The following is a 19,463-nucleotide window of genomic DNA, read 5'->3' as shown; positions in this document are numbered from 1 at the left end:
TTCGATCCCATAAAACACACACTATTATATTGATTATCAATCAATTGGAAAATTTAATGATAAACTCAAATAAATATCTCAACAGGATTTGGAAACCAATTCGTAACTAGTAATTCTCAATTTGTAATTCCCAACTCTCAATTCGTAATTCCCAATTCGTAATTAATCCAAACGACCTATCTCCCCCCCATTCCATCCGGCAAGGATCTCAAAAATGCCATCAGATCGCTTAACTCCTGCAGGGTAAGCTGCTCTTCCCAACCGGAGGGCATTAGGGATACCTCTGAATGTGAAACTTGTGTTACTTCTTCCAAACTGACCTGCCGTTGCACACCGGGACCGATTTCTACCATATAGGTGGATGCGTTTGACTCCGTAATTATTCCGGTTATCGTTCCTTGGGCTGTCTGTAGTTGGGAGGTCTCGTATTCCCGGGCAAAACTTGCGCTGGGGTAGATAATGGCTTCGAGGATATCGTGGGCGGAGCGGATTTCGCCTATATTGGTAAGGTCCGGACCGAAGGTACTCCCCTCCCCCGCCACGGCGTGGCAGGAGGAACAAGCTGCTTTATCATAAAAAACCTCCCTGCCTCTGGATACATCCCCTTTTCCCAGACTTTCTTCCAAGGCGGTTAACTGATTTAAACGCTCCCCATGGCGTGCCCGAATCTTTTGCAGCAACGGATTTGCCTCTTTCTCCAGTGCGTTGGGAAAGGTAGCCAGCAGGGTTTCCACTTGGGCGAGCGGCACTTTGTCCAATTGGGTATCCAAATTCTCAATTACCCGAATCAATTCCAAACCCATCGCTTCCGATTCCACCCCATCAAATAAAGACAGCCAATCCATCAGGTACCGGACTTCCATCTCCGGAAGCACTTCCCGAATGATCAGTTCCTGCTGAGATACCGAAAGCGTATTTCCCCGCAACACCGCAAGGGTCAATTCCATTTCTTGTCCCTGTTTCAGCGCACTCGCATCAGTGATAACATCAGTGATCTCCCGCTCCGAAAGGACATATCCCCCGGATCTCATGGCCTGTAACGCCTTTAGTTTCACCCCATAGGTCGGATTAGTTGTCAGATTTTTTAGACCGGATTCAAATCCGGTCAAGCCTTTCGATATAATCAAATCCAATACAGCAGCCTGAACGTTCTCCCCTGATTTTTCAAGCCAGTTTCGCAAGGATGTTCGCCAAGCAAGCGGAAAGTCATCCGCAGGTACGGGTTGCAGCAAGGCCAACAACAGTTGCTGTTTTTCCGGACTGTTTTGTGATTCCCGCATCAATCTGGTAACGGTAGCTTGAAAGGCAGGGGCCGAGCCAAAAACGGCCATAAGGGTTTTCATCGAAGCCTGCCGTTCGGTATTTTCCATCACAAACAACCGCTCAAAATACCCGGCCGCCAATCCGGTCCATTCCGGATGGTGACTAAGCACCCAACTCCCTGTTTCTTCCAATAATGAGTTCTCGCTGGCTAAAAAGGGTTGAACCAATTCCTCAGTCAGTAAATTATCCCGCTTTTGATCCAAGGCGATTAGTGCTGCCCGTTGTTTGAGGGGATTGGCGTCCGTAAGCGCGACGGTAAGCTCAGATTCACTTTCCAGTTGAATCAGCGCATAAATGGCGGCATGATTTAGCATCCGGTCTTCGGTGCGGCCACTCAGCTCAAGTAGGGCAGAAACTGCCGTTGAATCTTCGGTCCGGCCCAGTGCCGTGGCCGCCTGTCTGACCACCAATGGTTCCGTATCATTTAACGTAGCTATCAATTTGGGAACTGCGGAACTCTCCCTGGCCAACCCCAGCACCCGTGCAGCAGCCGCCCTGACCTCGGGGTCATTGTCCGCCAATGCCGGAATAATAGCCGCTATTCCCTCCGGGTCTTGTAGGCGGTAAAGCAAAAAAACAAGTTGAATTCTAATGTTTTTATCGGCCTCGCTTTCCAACGCCTCTCTAAGTGGGCCAACAGCACGTACGCCCTCCCCAAGTATACCTTCACTTGCCCGCTTTCGGATAATTGGGCTTGAATCACCCAATAGTTTTATTTTCTCAGATAGGGATAGTTGCTCCCACAAAATCTGATTGCCAAAGAAATCACCCAAAGCGGTACTTCCCTTTTTCCGGATATGGTAAATGCTTCCCTGAAGTTCCGGCTTGGCGGTGCGGGACAGGGGACATCCGGCGATAAACCAACCACCCGTATTTACCACCAACAGTCCACCATCACCCGCCTGCAAGACATCCGTGGGGTGAAAATTGGTTCGGCTGCTTTCTAAAAAAAATGAATCTTCAGTTCTAAAACTGCCACCTTCGGGTATCAGCTTGCTGCGTACAATCCGGCCTGTATTAAACTGGGCATGAAACAAACTCCCATCATACTCACTCCCCCATTGCTCCCCATCCATCCGCGTCAAACCTGAAGGAGATACCCGCGCCATTTTGGTCATTACGGGCATTAAGTCCCCGGTTAGGACTAAGTTGTCGGCTTCGATTACAGGGTTGGGCTTGGGATAAACGCCTCCTTCCACCCAGTGCATCAGCGCATCCCGGTACCCGCCTTGGGGGTCCACAAAGTAGGTCATAGTGCCAAATACCTCACCCGAGGGAGAAAAGACCAGCTCTACCGCATTGTCAAATCCACCCCCTGCAAAAGATTCTAACTGACTACCATCGGGCAGGCAACGCCAAATTCTTGCCCCTTTGCCATCCAACATATCTCCCTCTTGGGTAGTGATTTCAAATCCCCGCCTCGCATCGGCCATATACAGCCATCCATCCGGCCCCAAGAAAGGACCGCTCAGAATAGCCGCGTTGTGGTTGAGTTTCCAGCCCGAAAGCAGCACTTCTTTTTCGTCTGCCATACCATCGTCGTTGGTATCGGTAAATTTCAGCAAATCGGGGACAGCCGTAACGTACAGGCTGCCGTTCAAGAAAGTTCCGCCCATGGGAAAGGGCAACTTGTCTGCATAGACGGTCCGCTCGTCAAATACCCCATCTCCATCGGTATCCGAAAGAAGAAGAATCTGAAAAGTGGGATCATCCAAGCTCTCCTGTGTCCCATCGGTATGGCCGCTTGATTCAAACACAAAAAGTTTACCCGTATCCTCGTAAACCGCAAACATGGGATAGGTTACCAGACCGGGTTTTACGGCCTCCCGAAAATCAAACCCCTCGGGTACAGTCAGTCCGGGTACCTTTTCCGTACTTTCAACTGCGGCCAACCAAGTATATAAAACAAAAAGGATTATCAGGAACAAAATCCCGATAATCCATTTAAACCGATTTGTAGCGGACTTCATTGATCACTTAAAAGAGGAAAAAACTGCCCCTCCATTTTTTCGCCTTTTTTCACAATGGGAACTCCCTGCAGCAATTCCCCATCCGTATTGGACGTGGTGCCATCGGCAAAGACATTGAGCACAAAAGCCCTTCTGGATCGGGATGATTTGTTTTCATAACTGCCATGCACAGTCAGCGGATGGTGAAAGGTCGCATAACCTGCCTTCATCTCTACGGGAACGGGATTAAATGCTGCCTTTTGCTCCGGAGTCAAAAACTGCATCAGCCCATCCATTTCACCAGCAAGCTTAGGCTTATCCAGTAGACCCCAGGTATGGCTTTTTGGAATATAATGTACACAGCCGTTTTCTGTGGTCGCATCATCCAATCCCACCCAGCAGGTCAGGTGCTGCATGGGTATAGTCCGGGTCCAATAGGAATAATCCTGATGCCAGGCAACCACGCCACCGTGATTTGCGGGTTTACAAAACAGTTGATCGTGCCAAAATCTCACCGGCTTGTTGCCCAATAGCTGACTGGCTGCCATTACAAAGGCTGGATTCCACAGAATATCGTGAAAGCTTGGCATAATCCGCCAATGCCCCAAAGAATGGAAAAGAACGGCATTTGGATCACCGGATTCATTGGAATGAAACTCATGGAACAATTCCGAAGCCGTATAATCTTTGTCCAAAATCTCCGCCAACTCACTGTTCAACTGGTCCACCTGCCACTGATCAAGCAGCTTGACATTGTGCAGGTAGCCATTCTCATTGAAAAAAGCGATTTGTTCTTCACTAAGTTTATATTGTTCCCAATCGCTTTCCTGCTGGGGCCATTGGAATAGATCTCCAATCAGTTCATGGACAAGGGATAAGTCTTTTTGCATAGATATGTTTATTAGTCGATAGGTTGATGTGTTTATAGGTTTATTAGTTGATAGGTTGATTGGGTTGACGGAACAAGTCTCTAAGTCCCTTCGTCTCTCAGTCACGTACTTCTCCTGTCTTCCCTCCTCTGTCTCCGGTCTTCCGTCTCCAGTCTAAAATAAGTTGATATGTTTATGAGTTGATAAGTTTATTGATTCAGTCACTTTGTCCCTAAGTCTCTTCGTCTCTCAGTCTCGTACTTCTCCCGAGTCCTGTCTTCCCTCTTCTGTCTCCGGTCTTCCGTCTCCAGTCTAAAATAAGTTGATATGTTTATGAGTTGATANNNNCCGGTCTTCCGTCTCCAGTCTAAAATAAGTTGATATGTTTATGAGTTGATAAGTTGATAAGTCTATTGATTCAGTCACTTTGTCCCTAAGTCTCTTCGTCTCTCAGTCCCGTACTTATCCTGTCTTCCCTCTTCTGTCTCCGGTCTTCCGTCTCCCGAAGTTAATTAGGTAATAAGGGTGCGATTTGCTCCATAGAAGTAACTCCTGGAGGCAGTTCAGTTACGGTGAGGTTTCGGAAATGAATGGGTGCGCCTTCGGATTCCAAACAGATATACCCTTTCTTCTGGGACGATTGTTGGATTCCGTTAACAAATTTACCGTTGACGGAAAGTTTGATTACCCCATCCACGGAGACTACTACATAGGTATTCCATTCGCCTCTGGGAAGGCATCGGTTTTCGATGGATTTACTCCGGGTACCGCGGGGATTGTCGGGAACGGTTTCCACGCCACCGACACCAAAGAGTTCCCCATGCACATAGGCAATGGGAGGCAATTCTCCTTTGTCGTTTTTGTTTTGGTTAACCCAATCCAATTCTAGCATCTGCACTTCCACGCCATCGGGCAAACGGTTATTGCCCGGTACCGCGGAACTCCACACAAAAGTGCCGGAATTTCCTCCCAGCTCCTGATGGCTCCACTCCACGTACATGATAAAGTTTTCATATTGCTTCTCAGACCGGATAACCCCGATAGGCAAGCCCTCACAAACCAATTTATCGCCCTCAAAGCGCCAAGTATCGGTTTCAGTATTGACATTATACCATTTTATGGGATCATTGGAAGCAGTTTTACCACTGATAAGCGTTTCCATACCTTGTTCTTTACCAAATTCAAAGAGGTATTCCTGTGCACACAAGTGACCGGGCAGGAATGCAATTCCCGCCATTACTAGTAGACTTATTATTTTCGACATATTTTTTTGAATCCTTTAACTTACACGACTTTGGTAACTCCTGGAATGGCAATGGGCGGTACAGGCCATTTCAAATCCCAAGCATAGGCCTCAGGTGCGGGACCCAAAATCATATTGGAATTCATGGCATCTTCCCAGGTGATGGTTTGACCGCTGTAGCCAACCATCCTACCCAACACCGCCAACATGGTGCTGTTGCCCATCAATTCTCCCTCATTCATTGGTTTTCCAGATCGGATAGCCGCAAAGAGTTCTTCATGCTGGGTTTCGTAAGGATTATTGTGTTCTCCGTCATAGGCCCAGGCATTTTCCCCGTAGGTAGCATGGATTCTTTTTCCGATATCGACGACGGCATTGCCATTTCTGCCTGAAACTTCTACCTTGTTTGTGTTGGAGCAGCCTTTTTGCTGCCGGCTAAAGTGTACGCCTTTTAAGTTATTTCCATAGTCGTATTCTATGGCAAAATGATCATAAATATTACCGTATATTTCTTCGGTTCGGGATTGTCTTCCGCCCGTGCCTGTGGCACTTAGCGGCAACTTGTCACCAAATGCCCAAGACATCATATCCAGGCTATGCACCATCATTTCTACAATATAATCCCCGGACAACCAATCATAGTAATACCAGTTTCTCATCTGATATTCCATTTCCGTCCATTCGGGCTGCCTTGGCTTATACCAGAGACCACCGCCATTTCTAGCAGTAAATACTGTGGATACCTCACCGATATCGCCCCGGTTGATTCGCTCGAACAAGGCTCTTTTGGCAAAGTCGTAACGGAAAGTAAACCCCGAAACCACGGATAGTCCCTTTTCTTGGGCCTTTTTGGCTGAGGCCAACACACTCCGTACTCCAGGCGCATCGACGGCTACGGGTTTTTCACAAAAGACATGTTTCCCTGCATTCACGGATGCCTCAAAGTGGCTGGGCCTAAAGGCCGGAGGGGTGGTCAAGATGACTACATCCACATCGGATTCCAATACTTTTTGAAAGGCATCAAAGCCAACAAATTTATGAGAATCGGCAACCTTTACCTGGGCAGGGTTTACTTTCATCAGGGATTGGTAGGATTCCTCGAGGTAATCGCCGAAGATATCCGCCATGCAGGTCAAGACCGCATCCTTATCTGCCTTGAGGGCTTGGGCTGCCGCACCGGTTCCCCTTCCCCCACAGCCGATGAGTCCAACTTTCAGCGGAGCACGCTGTGCGGCCATGCCGGATGAAATGGAAAAGGTCATGGGCAATACGGAACCTGCGACAATTGCCGTTCCGGTAGATTTCAAAAATGTCCTTCTGTCATTTTTGTCAGATTTATCTAACATACGAATTGCTGTGTTTTGATGATTTTTATATTTTGAGTGTTTAAGGAGCTTTAACAGATTGAAAAATACGATTTGTATTGTCTAATTCAAACCTTTTTTACACCAAATACGGAATTTACTACTCAAAATGGCTCATTGGTTGAAATTGATTCCCAAAATATAATATATTTGGCATTCAAGCATTGACAATACCCTCCTCAACATGGCCCATACACTAACCAAAAATAATCCCTTAATTTCCACCTTAAAAAAGAAAATCAAAGGAGACGTACTCACTGACGAATACTCTCTGGGCATGTACAGCACCGATGCCAGCATTTACCAAATCACTCCTATTGCCATAGTTCTCCCAAATGACGAAGGTGATGTACGGATGGCAATTGAACTGGCCAGAAAGCATGCCGTTACCATACTTCCCCGTGGCGGGGGTACCAGCTTAGCCGGACAGACGGTTGGGAAATCCATTATTTTGGATTTTTCCAAATACATGAACCAAACCTTGGAAATAAACGAGGAAGAACGCTGGGTAAGGGTTCAACCTGGAAAGGTTCGTGATGTGCTTAACGATGAACTAGCTCCTCTTGGACTGCACTTTGCAGTAGATCCCGCCACCTCCAGTCGGGCCAATGTGGGCGGTATGACCGGAAACAATTCCTCCGGAACCAAAAGTATTTTATATGGAAAAACGGTGGACCATATTCTGGAAGCCAAAGTGCTGCTGGTAGATGGAACCGAACTACAATTAACCCAGCTAAGCCCGGAAGAGTACGCCAAAAAGACCCAGCAGAATAACCGGGAAGGCGAAATCTACCGGGAGTTTCAGGAAATCATTGACCGGAACAAAGTATTAATCGAAGAAAAATTCCCCAAGGTCATGCGACGGGTTGGCGGATATAATCTGGATGAATTTATTTATACCGACCAATGGAACCTAGCCAAATTGATCACCGGAAGTGAAGGCACGCTGGCAACTACACTTGAACTTAAAATCAACCTGGAACCCCTGCCCCAGTACAAATCTGTCTGCGTCATTCATTTTTCGGATCTTTTGGAGGCCATCGGATCCGTGACACCAATTCTGCAATACAACCCCTCCGCAGTAGAGATTTTGGACAAGATTGTTGTAGATCTTAGCCGGGAAAACCTAACTACCAAGCGGCATTGCCATTTTATTACCGGCAATCCGGCGGCCATTCTTATAGTAGAATTCTACGGAATAACCCTGGAGGACGTGATGGAGCGTCCTATGAATATGATAAAGGAGCTTCAGGAAAAGGGATTGGGTTATGCCTATCCGCTATTTCCACAGGGAGAAGCTTACGAAGACGTATGGTTGGTTCGGAAAAAAGGGCTGGGCCTTATGTTGGGCATCAAAGGAAACAAAAAGCCGCTGCCATTTATCGAAGATGCGGCCATACCTACCGACAAACTCAAAGAATATATAGACCGCACACTCCAAATCTGCAAAAAACACGGAGCCGACGTTTCCATGTATGCCCATGTCAGCGTGGGTGTCATCCACGTACGCCCCATTTTGGATTTGCGGCAGGCGGAGGATATTGAGCGTCTGAAAAATATCGCCGAAGATACCTTTAACCTGGTACTGGAATATGGCGGGTCTTGGAGTGGTGAACATGGTGACGGACTGGTAAGAAGCGCATTTAATGAAAGGTTTTTCGGAAAAGAAATTTATCGGGCCTTTGTACAGGTCAAGCAACTATTTGATCCGGAGAACCTAATGAACCCCGGCAAAATCGTAGAAGCACAAACCATTGAACACAACCTGCGCTACGGTACGGCATACGCCGACCAGCCTGTAAATGCTTCCTTCCACTATAGATCCGAGCAAAGTTTCGAAGAGTCCGTACATATGTGTACAGGTGTTGGGGAATGCCGGAAGTTAATCGGCGGCACCATGTGCCCCAGCTTCAAAGCCACCAGGGATGAGGAGCACTCGACCCGAGGCCGGGCCAATGCACTACGCCTAGCCATGTCGGGTCAACTAAATGGCAACGGTCTGACCAGCGAACGCCTGCAAGAAACCCTTGCCCTCTGCCTCTCCTGCAAAGCCTGCAAGTCCGAATGCCCCAGCAATGTGGACATGGCTAAGATGAAAAGTGATGTGATGCAACTGTATTACGACCAAAAGGGACCAAGCCGTAGGGATAAAATGATCCGGGACTCATCAAAAGCCGCCCGGATGTTTGCTGGAAAGCTTGCTCCTGCCATCAATGCGCTACAAGCTTCTGCTCCATTTAAGGCCAGCCTTGAGAAAATGGCCGGATTCGACAAAAAGCGAACCTTGCCCGAATACACTTCGCAACCCTTTTATAAGTGGTTTTCAAAAAACGGTTCGAATCAGCCCAAGCTGGACAAAAAAGTTGTGTTATTTGCGGATACCTACCTCAATTACCACGAGCCGGAAATCGGAAAGGCGGCGCTTAAGCTACTCAATGATTGTGGTTATGAGGTTGAACTCGCCCATATCGGGTGCTGTCAGCGGCCAAAGATCTCCCACGGATTTTTAAGGGAGGCCAAGGCTCAGGGGCAGGCTACGGTTGATAAGTTGATGGGTTTTATTGATCAGGGGTTGAAAGTTGTGGTTTGTGAACCAAGTTGTGCTTCGGCATTGAACGATGATTTTCCGGATTTGTTGGACAGTGTGGATATTGCCAAAAAATTGAAGGAAAATGTAATGCTGATAGATGTATTTTTGGCGACAGAAAAGGAAGCAGGCAACACCCAAATCAAGCTGAAACCCAAAGGTGACAGCATGCATATTCACGGCCACTGCCATCAGAAAGCCCTGTATGGCACGCAGAGTATGAAGCAGGTATTATCGAAGGACGATTCCGGAACCGTTTTGGAAATCCCATCTGGTTGCTGTGGAATGGCGGGGTCTTTTGGCTATGAAAAAGAACACTACAAGATCTCCAAAAAAATCGGTGATGAGATCCTTTTTCCTGCTGTCAAAGCCATGGATGAAGCGACTTCCCTCGCCGCCAACGGCTTCAGCTGCCGCCACCAAATAGAGCACTTTACCGGCAAAAAAGCGAAACATTGGGTGGAGCTGGTGGAAGTGGTGAGGGAATAAATAGCATCCTATGCTACAAAAATAGGGAACCACGGAGGAGTCGGAGAGATTATGGGACTCAGAGAACATAGAGATTTCTAGCCAACTCTGAGTTCTTTGTGGTCCTGTTTTAAGAGCTCTACATACATCTTCAATTTAAACGAAGATCTAAAAATACCTTTGCGTCCTTTGCGCCTATTCTGCGCCCTTTGCGGTTAAAAAGGAGGAACCACTTAAGAACACGGAGGTACTCGAAGAACACGAAGGTTTCTCAAATCTCTTTGTGGCCTTGTGGTATTTTTTAAAGGGAACCACTACCGACTGTGAGAATCCAAATGTTTTAAAATCTTTTTGCGTCCTGAGCGTCTACTCTGCGTCCTTTGCGGTAAAAAAAAGCCTGCTCAATAACTGAGCAGGCTTTTTTATTTATTCGAACCGGTATTAGTAACCCGGGTTCTGTGTGAGTCCAGGCTCAACACGCAAACTGTTTTCATGAAAGGGCCAAAGGTAATTGGCTGGGAGAAATGACCTATCTTCAATTTTCAAAGATTCCAATTCATTCCCATCTCTTACTGTGTGGCCCAAAGCAGGTTCATTAAGAACGTCTTCGGCAATTCTCCAACGAATAATATCGTCATACCGTAAACCTTCTCCGGCGAATTCAATTCTTCGTTCGTTTCGGATAAGTGCAATCCATTCTTGCTGATTTAAACTGGCATATTCAGGTCCCGTAACATCGGCAATTGACATATCCAAGCCTGCTCTTTCCCGGACCGAATTTATGGCTTCCTTAGTCAGGTCATCGATTTCATTCAGCATAATTTTTGCCTCTGCATAAGAAAGAAGAACTTCGGCATATCGTAGCAAACCGAAGTCAAAGTTGCCCCCCCCTCGGAAAGCATCCGCATCGGAAACGTACTTTTTAAACCAATACCCCGATTTGCTAGCCCGCTGATTTTCAAAATACATGGGGTTGTTGGTATTGTAAATATCGATGGTTTCTCCATAGAACTCATCGCCATGTCCCATTATACTGGCTGTGTATCTTGGATCCCTGTTCAACGTAGGATTAAGTTCGTATTCTTCTTCGGAATACAATGGACAGGAATCAATAGGTCTCCCCTGTAAAGTCCAATAGGAATCAACCAACGCCTTTAGAGGAACTACGAATGATTGTCCATTCCCCGTCCGGAAATGGGGGCCCATATCTCTAAAAGAATTGGTAGCCCTATTGCCATGACTTTGTCTGTCAAAATGTACAATAAACTCATTGTTTGTAGCTGCGCCTTCATATTGAAAGAGCTCAAAATAATCGGGGTGGAGATCAAATTTTTCGCTATCCATTATTTCCTTTGCCAAACGTGCTGCCAATTCGTATCTGCCGTTATATAGCGCATATCTCATTGTCATTGCTTTAAAGGAATACCTGTTAAACATATACTTGTCTGAGGTATATTCGTCCTCTGGCAATCGACTTGCAATCTCATCCGCCAAGGGAAACAGCTGTTCCAAAATTTCAGCTTTTGGCGTTGTGGGCTGAAGCGCATCCACCAAGTCAGCAGGCTGTAAGTGGAAGGGAACATCACCCCACTTGAAGGTGAGTTTAAAATAATGCCATACCCTTAGTGCTTCAAGGATACTCTTATATTTTACCCTTACCGATTCATCCTCTACATAGGGTATGTCAATATTTGCCACAAAAGTATTAAGCCGCCCCAAATGCTTCATCTGCAACTCATAATAATACAGAAATGCCTGTGTGGTACTGTTTATATTGCCATTGGCAATACGCTGATGATGGTGTCCGTCCACACGGCTGTAAGCATTATCTGACTTTCCCTCTTCCATATAGAATAGGGTTTGGTGTACACCCGGATTCGTAAATACATCCAAATAACTGCTGTATACTACCCGTCTTAAGTCTTCTTCGTCATTAAAGAACTCTACAAATGAAGTAGCCGTTGGGTCAGTTTTATCCAAAAATTCGACACAACCTGATAGGCTGATCCCAATTATTCCTAAAACTATAAATATTTTTTTCATCTTCATCTTAATTAATTGTGGCCTTTACTCCCAAACTAAATGTTGCCATTCTAGGATAATTTCCGTTACCCCCGTCTCTTTCCGGATCTAAGCCTTCCCATTTGGTAAATGTAAAAGCATCCTGAGCGTTAAAATATAATCTGATGTTTTGTATGTTCCTTCCAACTCTTGGAATCGTATATCCGAATTGCAACATCTTCACTCTAAAGAAAGCGGCATTACTTAACCAAACGTCACTAAGTACGGCATTGGGACTGTTTCCGGTCCAAACCCTGGGAAATCGACTGTCCAAATTATTGGGAGTCCATCTGTTATTCATATAATACTCCCTAGGTGCTCCGAGATTATTGTTGACGCCATCCATCAAAACTGGATATCCTTCCATTCCATTTAGTCTTCCCAAACGTTTTCCCACACCTTGACCTAGGAAACTGAAATCCCATCTTTTATAAAATAGATTAAAATTAACGGAATAATTCAAATGCGGGAACGGGTCTCCAAGGTTAACTTTATCCTCATCATTTATTATCCCGTCACCGTTTTGATCCCTATACCTAATATCACCCGGGTAGGTATTTGGCAGCTTGGCAGCCGTTCCGTTTACTTCCTCCTGAGAATTGAAAAAACCTTCGCTCTGATAGCCAAAGTAATTATCTATCGCTATGCCTTCATACCAAATCATATCGGTATTGTTTTTGAAAATCAAGGTATCGGCTCTATCGTAGCCTGCCTTCAAAACCCTGTTGATGTTGTCAAATAGCATTCCACCTATGCTATATTCAACCTGACCGATCTTATCCGCATAATTAGCCGAAAACTCCCAACCTTTATTTTCAACTTCACCAATATTCACTGAAGAAGTCAGGTAATACGATCCTGTCAATGGAGGTACAGGAAAATCCGAATAAATCAAATCGTAAGAAAATTTGTGGTAATATTCCGCAGTAAACGACAGTTTATTATTAAACGTTGTGAGGTCAACACCAAAATTTGACTGGCGTTGCTTTTCCCAGCTAAAGTCCGGATTTGGTACACGCATAGTCCATCCCCATGTATTGACAACTTCCTGCCATAAGTAGGGAGCTACGTTTTCATTACCGATAAGTCCATAGGAAGCCCTAAATTTAATGTTGTTGATTACGCCTGAGCTTACCAAGCCACTCATGAATGATTCATTGTGCAAATTCCACGCAAAAGCACCTGATGGGAAAAAGCCCCAACGGTTGCCGGGTGCAAATTTACTACTGCCATCTGCCCTACCCGTTGCCTCAATCAGAAACCGGTTATCAAATGAATAGTTAAGCTTTGCAAAGAAAGAAGACTTTGAAAACTCCCTATAATCTGTATAGGTGTTGTTCATAATTTCTGTTCCTCCCAGCAAATATATCTTGTCTTTGCTATTTCTTAACTCCTTTTCGTAATTGACCATCGCCCTTGCCGTAATTTGGCTGGAACTTACCCCCTGGGTTGCGCCAACTGCGTTTCCCCAAATCTCCACCGGCTTGCCATCTCCATCAAAAAACTTATGCGTCAAGCGTTGATATTTTTCAGCGGACTTATTGATCAAATAGGAAACATTTCCCTCAAAACTCAAATTGTCATTGATGAAATATTTGGGTCTTAAGTTGATTGTACTTCTGTCATGTAATGCATTCCAAGAACCCCCATGATTAATTGATGCCAGAGGGTTGATGTTATTGTGCAGGATATAACTACCTTCATTTTCGGCTCCATATGAAATTGGCTGGGTGGGATTCATTCTCCACGCCTGCTGATAAAGCCCGTGACCATTGGTATTTGCATAAAGGCGATCAACTTGCAGTCGATGGGCGTAGAAATCCGCTTGAAGTACAAACTTGTCCGCAATATTTATATTAGTATTAAACCTTGCTGAGAATTTCTCGGTGCCTTCTTGGTTATTTAGCCCATTTTCATTGATATACCCGAGCATTAGGTTAAATGTTCCGACACCACCTCCACCAGAAATATTCGCTGAGGTGTTGTGGGAATACGCCTGCCGCTGCATGATTGCGCCAAGCCAGTCATTTTCGGTATAATCTCCGCTGGCAGCACTTGCAATATCCTGCTCCGAGAAAAGAGGGTTTTGCCCCTGATATCCCCGAGCCTCATTATTAAGGCGCATGTAATCTTCCGCACCTACAAAGTCAGGTATATCGATGGGCTTGTGAAGTGCAGCCCACGAATGTAGATTTACTCTAAACTGTCCTGTCGTGCCACGTTCCGTTTCAATAATAATCACACCATTAGCACCCCGCGAACCATACAAAGCGGCTGATGCGGCATCTTTTAAAACCGTTATACTTTTTACCTGGTTTGGGTCAATATCTGTCAACGATTGTTCCATGCCATCGACGATAACTAACGGAGACGCATTCTGCAACGTACTAATACCACGTATTGAAATTGTACCAGGCACGCTGCCAGGCAAGTTATTTCCCTGCATGAGGGTAACTCCCGGAATTGTGCCACTGAATGCCTCTTCCAATTTGAAAAGCGGACGGCTGTTTATCAGGTCCATATCCATGACTTCCACGGATGAGGCGAGATGTTGTCGTTCTACTTCACTAAATCCGACGACGACGACTTCATTTAGGTCAAGCCTTTCCTCCGCTAATACTACATCTATACGGTTTGAGCCTCTAGTATTTATTTCCTGGCCCGCAAAGCCTATCATATTAAAAATCAGTGTAGCCTCGCCACTAACTGCAATTTCATAGGACCCGTCAAAATCGCTGGTAGTCCCAACAGTGGAACCTTTTATCAATACCAACACGGAAGGTATACCTTCTCCATTTTCATCCGTTATTGTACCCTGGATGGTCCGTTGTTGTGCGTAGGTTTGAATGAGAGGTATAGTAGCAAAAATGAATAGTAGTATTCGTATCTTTTTTAACATAATATTTTAATTAGATTAATAAAATTTTACTCAAATAATTTAATTAATTATAACATTTTATTTAATGAATTTTCCAACCTATTTTAGAAGTTGATTTTTAATTTTAGGGAATTTATTTTAGTTCAGACCTCCTCACCTCCTTTCATTTTGTACCATTCAAAAATTAATACGATTTTTTGTTATTTGAAACAATCAACTAATAATCATAAAGTTATGATAAAAATTCTTTTGTGTTTTTCCAATCATAAAAATTATGAGAAAAATCATTAAATATAAATTTGGATTTTAAAAAATAAATTTAATAAGTGAGAATAGATAATTTTTTATATTCAACGCCTAAAGCCTAATATTCTAATTCTCAATTTATTAAAATACTTATTGGAAGATAAGTTAAAAAGCAGGCTATCAAAAAACATGGAATCAGTAAGTGGGTATCCTCCGAAAAAAGAACGATCGGTATACAAATTTTACCTGAAATATTGAAAATATCTACAAATATAAACCGTTTATATAAATTATGGTTTTAAGCATCTACTATTTAAGGACTAAGCTTAGTTATCCTTTTTTTATGGAACCACGAAGGTACTCTCAGAACGAAGGTATTAATTGCTCTTTGCAAACTTTGCGCTAACCTTAGCGTCCTTTGCGGTGAAAAAAAAAGGAGTAACCACTCGAAGAACACGAAGGTTTTTAATACTTCTTTGTGGCCTTTGTGGTATTTTTTGACAAGTGATCACATCGCCTACGCTCTATCCACAAAATAAAACGGATCCTGCCTCAGCACTTCCGCAGCTTTTTTCCAGAAAACCTGGCAGTCAAGCAGATAAACTTCCGCTTCCAATACCTTTCCAATCCCATAATCTTCCGGATCCAGCACATCCAATAGCCTATCATAACGCTGAATATAGCCTGCGAACCCATGGGGGACATAGGTTTTCTTTATAGTCTCATCGGACGAAATCCGTAGGGTGTACTCCCTTTCTTCGCCAAACAAATAAGGAGGTGTAACCAACTCCTCTACCCCATGCATGCTGGTATTGGGCTTTAGGCCACAGCCAAGAAAAAGCACCTTTCCTTTCGCTTGCTTTAGTTTAAAAAAGGGAGAATTTGATCCCACAGGAGTACGTTCATTAAAGTGACTTTCGGTAAAATGACCTGCCTCCTTCCCCAGCGCACAAACACTGTGGGTGGGATGAATACTGCGAATGGCACCGGTCCTGGTTCGGAAATACTCTGAAAGCCCTCCAACACAGGACGGGGTGTGACCCCAATCGAAAAAAGGATTTTCTTTTGTTACAGAACTATAAGATAAAGCCGGCATCAAGAGTGTCCCTTCATTTCCCAAAAGCTCTAAAAATGCATCGGTGACAGTTTTAGCCGCATCCGGCAGCTTTCCTAGTGACTTGAGGGATGCGTGTACCAACACTTTATCTCCCTTCTTAAGCCCGAGGCCTATTAGTTCGGACTTAATAACATCTTTAACCATCCAAGCGAATGGATTTAAAATCTCTAGTTAGGTCTGTAAGCGATTGCTCCACTCCCATTCGTTCCAAGGATGAGGCTCCTACAAATCCATGTGCCGTAGTTTGCCTTAATATCTCCCGAACATCCTCCGGGGTATTGATTGGGCCCCCATGGGCTAGGAAAAATAGGTTTGGATTTATCGAGGAACAGGCGTCAATAATTTCCTGCGTACGGGCAACGGCCTCATCCATGCTGCAGGTGGCTCCGGTAACTCCAACAGATCCCCCTACCGTGGTGCCTACATGGGAAATAATCGCATCCGCCCCTGCCTCAGCCATTTGCCGGGCTTCTTCTGGTTTAGCAACATAGACGATGGAGAAAAGCTCCATTTTGTTGGCTAAGCGGATCATTTCCACCTCTTTTTCAAATCCCATCCCGGTCTCCTCCAGTACCTGCCGGAAGTGTCCGTCCACGATGGAGTGGGTGGGGAAATTATTGATCCCGGAAAAACCCATCTCCTTAACCTTGAGAAGGTGATGCCAAATCCTTCTCCTGGGATCTGACCCGTGGACCCCACAGATCACGGGAACTTCCTCCACAACGGGTAGCACTTCAAATTCGCCAATTTCCATGGCTACGGCATTGGCATCTCCATATGCCATCAGACCGGCTGTGGAACCGTGACCTGACATTCGAAAACGCCCCGAATTATAGATGATAATAAGATCAGCACCGCCCTTTTCAATGAATTTAGCAGAAATTCCAGTTCCAGCGCCGGCAGCGATGATCGATTTTTGTTGGTTGACGGTGTTTCGCAATCTTTCTCTTACCTCTTCACGTGTGTAGGGATTCCCTTTTCCGGTCCATGGGTTTGGCATAGTGATATTGGATTTTGTTTTTGATTAAAGAAAGCAAGTTAGGAGAAATATGCGTTTCTGTCAAAATATACTAAAACTCAAAACAAATGAATTCGAATTATCCTAAACAATTGATCTTGAAAAATATTCGTAGTATATTGATAGTCAATTTCCTATAAATAACCCATCCACCTATGGTTAATTTTCAAAAATTGCCCGAACGTCTCCAAAATATTTTCCCTACACTATGTATCTTCTCAGTTCTGGTTTTTTTCGGCTGTGAAGACAACAATTCAAATGAATCCATAGACAGCGATGACATTGCTGGCCAAGTAACCGGGCCGAACGGCCGCGAAGCTGGGGTTTGGGTAATCGCCGAAACATTTGACCTTCCTACCAGGTACGCCAAAATTGTGGTAACTGATGACGATGGGAATTATTTGCTTCCAGATCTACCCGATGGCAATTTTTCAATATGGGTACGGGGCTATGGTTTGATAGATTCTGAAAAAGTCCAGTCAAAACCTGGCACAACGGTAGACCTGACTGCCGTAACTGCTCCTGATCCCCATGCAGCCGCGGAATATTACCCCGCAGGGTATTGGTTTTCCCTGTTGGATGTGCCGGACAAGAGCAATTTTCCGGGCACAGGTCCTGAAGGCAACGGAATTTCACCCACCGTCAAAACCCAAGCACAATACCTGATGACAATCAAGTCCGGCACCTGTCTTGCCTGCCATCAGCTAGGCAGCAAGGGGACCCGCGAAATGCCCGAAAATCTAGGCACTTTCGAAAATTCGGTGGAAGCCTGGGAAAGGAGAATTCAATCCGGCCAGGCTGGAGCTAACATGATCTCCTCAGTCGTACAGGTAGGCAAAGAGGGTCTCCTTAAAATGTTCGCAGACTGGACAGACCGGATTGCCGCAGGGGAAGTTCCAGAGGTACCCAAACGGCCGGAAGGAATCGAACGCAATGTAGTGATTACCCAATGGGATTGGGCGGATCCGAAGGCATACCTGCATGACCTGGTGTCCACCGACAGAAGAGACCCTACCGTCAATCCTTACGGCCTGATCTACGGGGCATTGGAATTAAGTGCCGACTACCTCCCGGTATTGGATCCAGTGAACCATACCATCAGCCAAGTCCCACTGACCGTGCGTGACACAGCCACCAGACCTACTAGTCCGGATATGCCCCAACCTTCGCCATATTGGGGAGATGAAGTAATTTGGGACAGCAAGGCAAATGTACATAATCCCATGTTTGACGAAAAGGGTAGGGTATGGATTACCGCTGCGGTAAGGCCGCCTGACAATCCCGCGGAATTTCAGGAAGGATCAGACCACCCATCCGCACAGGCCTTTCCTGTCCAGCGGGCAAGCAGGCATTTAGGTGTTTACGATCCCAGTACCGAAGAATACAAACACATCAGTACAGCCTTCAGCACCCATCACCTGATGTTTGCCGAGGATGAAAACAATACGCTGTGGACCAGTGGGGGTGGACAGGTAATCGGTTGGCTGGACACAAAAAAGTTCGACGAAACAGGAGACGAAGTCGCTTCACAAGGATGGACTCCGCTGATTTTGGATACCAACGGTAATGGCAAACGGGATGAATATGTAGAGCCAAATGACCCCATTGATCCTGCCAAAGACAAACGGATAGCGAGAGGATTATACGCCGTTGCACCCGCACCGGATGGCTCGGTATGGGGTTCTACACTTGGTTATCCTGGAGCAGTAATCAGGCTGGATCCCGGCGACAATCCCACTGAAACTGCCTTGGTAGAATATTATGAATTGCCCCTAGACGACAATGGCGAACCGATTGAAGGTTTTTCGCCAAGAGGTATGGACATAGACCGTAACGGAATAGCCTGGGTGGCACTGGCAAGTGGTCATATGGCCAGCTTTGACAGAAGCAAATGTACCGGACCATTAAACGGACCAGACGCGACGGGTCAGCATTGTCCCGAAGGATGGACATTTTACACCGAACCCCTTCCACAAATGAAGGGTGTGGCAGGTACCGGAAGTGCGGAAGGAAGCTATTATACTTGGGTAGACCAATTTAATACGTTGGGATTGGGTGAAAATATACCCATCAATACCGGTAATGAATCCGAGGGGTTGCTTGTGCTCAAGGACGGTGAATGGATCGTTTTGCGGGTGCCGTATCCCATGGGGTTCTACACCAAATGGATGGATGGGAGAATTGACGATCCTGACGCAGGTTGGAAAGGCCGGGGAATTTGGGCAACTATCAGTTCCCGCACACCCTTCCATATGGAGGGTGGTAAAGGCACTACATCCAAGGTATATCATTTCCAAATCAGACCGGATCCGTTGGCAAAATAGCTTACCAGATAAGAAT

10 protein-coding genes are annotated in these 19,463 nt (G+C 45.5%); 2 read left to right on the top strand and 8 right to left on the bottom strand.

Annotation, left to right across the window (positions count from 1 at the left end; genetic code table 11):
- Nucleotides 1-176 precede the first annotated feature (176 nt).
- From FQ608_RS16430 to FQ608_RS16415, 4 genes are all read right to left on the bottom strand, one after another.
- Nucleotides 177-3,293 (bottom strand): PVC-type heme-binding CxxCH protein, encoded by a 3,117-nt coding sequence (locus tag FQ608_RS16430; protein ID WP_234364237.1) that lies wholly within the window; start codon nucleotides 3,291-3,293, stop codon nucleotides 177-179.
- Nucleotides 3,290-4,162 (bottom strand): phytanoyl-CoA dioxygenase family protein, encoded by an 873-nt coding sequence (locus tag FQ608_RS16425; RefSeq protein ID WP_158859334.1) that lies wholly within the window; start codon nucleotides 4,160-4,162, stop codon nucleotides 3,290-3,292. Before FQ608_RS16425 ends, FQ608_RS16430 begins: the two co-directional genes overlap by 4 nt.
- Before the next feature lie 487 nt (nucleotides 4,163-4,649).
- On the bottom strand, nucleotides 4,650-5,405 hold the full coding sequence (locus FQ608_RS16420; RefSeq protein ID WP_234364236.1) for a 3-keto-disaccharide hydrolase: 756 nt from the start codon (nucleotides 5,403-5,405) through the stop codon (nucleotides 4,650-4,652).
- Nucleotides 5,406-5,425: 20 nt separating this feature from the next.
- Nucleotides 5,426-6,730 carry a Gfo/Idh/MocA family protein gene (locus FQ608_RS16415; RefSeq protein WP_158859333.1) on the bottom strand — a complete coding sequence of 435 codons (1,305 nt, stop codon included), beginning with the start codon at nucleotides 6,728-6,730 and terminating at the stop codon, nucleotides 5,426-5,428.
- Between the two features lie 202 nt (nucleotides 6,731-6,932).
- Here FQ608_RS16415 and FQ608_RS16410 point away from each other — a divergent pair, with 202 nt between their 5' ends.
- The gene (locus FQ608_RS16410) at nucleotides 6,933-9,824 is read left to right on the top strand and encodes an FAD-binding and (Fe-S)-binding domain-containing protein (protein WP_158859332.1); all 2,892 of its coding nucleotides are present in this window, start codon (nucleotides 6,933-6,935) and stop codon (nucleotides 9,822-9,824) included.
- A 420-nt stretch (nucleotides 9,825-10,244) separates the two neighbouring features.
- Here FQ608_RS16410 and FQ608_RS16405 read toward each other — a convergent pair whose 3' ends face one another.
- From FQ608_RS16405 to FQ608_RS16390, 4 genes are all read right to left on the bottom strand, one after another.
- Nucleotides 10,245-11,846 (bottom strand): RagB/SusD family nutrient uptake outer membrane protein, encoded by a 1,602-nt coding sequence (locus FQ608_RS16405; RefSeq protein WP_158859331.1) that lies wholly within the window; start codon nucleotides 11,844-11,846, stop codon nucleotides 10,245-10,247.
- A gap of 7 nt (nucleotides 11,847-11,853) precedes the next feature.
- Nucleotides 11,854-14,763 carry a SusC/RagA family TonB-linked outer membrane protein gene (locus tag FQ608_RS16400; RefSeq protein ID WP_158859330.1) on the bottom strand — a complete coding sequence of 970 codons (2,910 nt, stop codon included), beginning with the start codon at nucleotides 14,761-14,763 and terminating at the stop codon, nucleotides 11,854-11,856.
- Nucleotides 14,764-15,505: 742 nt separating this feature from the next.
- Nucleotides 15,506-16,249 (bottom strand): AAC(3) family N-acetyltransferase, encoded by a 744-nt coding sequence (locus FQ608_RS16395; RefSeq protein ID WP_158859329.1) that lies wholly within the window; start codon nucleotides 16,247-16,249, stop codon nucleotides 15,506-15,508.
- Nucleotides 16,242-17,105 carry a phosphoenolpyruvate hydrolase family protein gene (locus FQ608_RS16390; protein WP_158859328.1) on the bottom strand — a complete coding sequence of 288 codons (864 nt, stop codon included), beginning with the start codon at nucleotides 17,103-17,105 and terminating at the stop codon, nucleotides 16,242-16,244. The genes FQ608_RS16395 and FQ608_RS16390 overlap by 8 nt, the downstream gene beginning before the upstream one ends.
- A 173-nt stretch (nucleotides 17,106-17,278) precedes the next feature.
- Between FQ608_RS16390 and FQ608_RS16385 the strand changes: the two genes are divergently transcribed.
- Nucleotides 17,279-19,447, top strand: coding sequence for a carboxypeptidase-like regulatory domain-containing protein (locus tag FQ608_RS16385; protein ID WP_158859327.1), 2,169 nt, complete (start codon nucleotides 17,279-17,281; stop codon nucleotides 19,445-19,447).
- Nucleotides 19,448-19,463: the final 16 nt, after the last annotated feature.

Source organism: Lunatibacter salilacus, assembly GCF_009797935.1.
Classification (GTDB): Bacteria; Bacteroidota; Bacteroidia; order Cytophagales; family Cyclobacteriaceae; genus Lunatibacter; species Lunatibacter salilacus.
Note: the sequence above shows the minus strand (reverse complement) of the source record. Positions and strands in the feature narration are given on the sequence as shown.

Bases quoted from the DNA above. Each gene is read 5' to 3' on its own strand.
- FQ608_RS16410 (WP_158859332.1), top strand. From the start codon at position 6,933: ATGGCCCATACACTAACCAAAAATAATCCCTTAATTTCCACCTTAAAA.
- FQ608_RS16385 (WP_158859327.1), top strand. From the start codon at position 17,279: ATGGTTAATTTTCAAAAATTGCCCGAACGTCTCCAAAATATTTTCCCT.
- FQ608_RS16425 (WP_158859334.1), bottom strand. From the start codon at position 4,162: ATGCAAAAAGACTTATCCCTTGTCCATGAACTGATTGGAGATCTATTC.
- FQ608_RS16400 (WP_158859330.1), bottom strand. From the start codon at position 14,763: ATGTTAAAAAAGATACGAATACTACTATTCATTTTTGCTACTATACCT.
- FQ608_RS16395 (WP_158859329.1), bottom strand. From the start codon at position 16,249: ATGGTTAAAGATGTTATTAAGTCCGAACTAATAGGCCTCGGGCTTAAG.
- FQ608_RS16420 (WP_234364236.1), bottom strand. From the start codon at position 5,405: ATGTCGAAAATAATAAGTCTACTAGTAATGGCGGGAATTGCATTCCTG.
- FQ608_RS16390 (WP_158859328.1), bottom strand. From the start codon at position 17,105: ATGCCAAACCCATGGACCGGAAAAGGGAATCCCTACACACGTGAAGAG.
- FQ608_RS16415 (WP_158859333.1), bottom strand. From the start codon at position 6,730: ATGTTAGATAAATCTGACAAAAATGACAGAAGGACATTTTTGAAATCT.
- FQ608_RS16430 (WP_234364237.1), bottom strand. From the start codon at position 3,293: ATGAAGTCCGCTACAAATCGGTTTAAATGGATTATCGGGATTTTGTTC.
- FQ608_RS16405 (WP_158859331.1), bottom strand. From the start codon at position 11,846: ATGAAAAAAATATTTATAGTTTTAGGAATAATTGGGATCAGCCTATCA.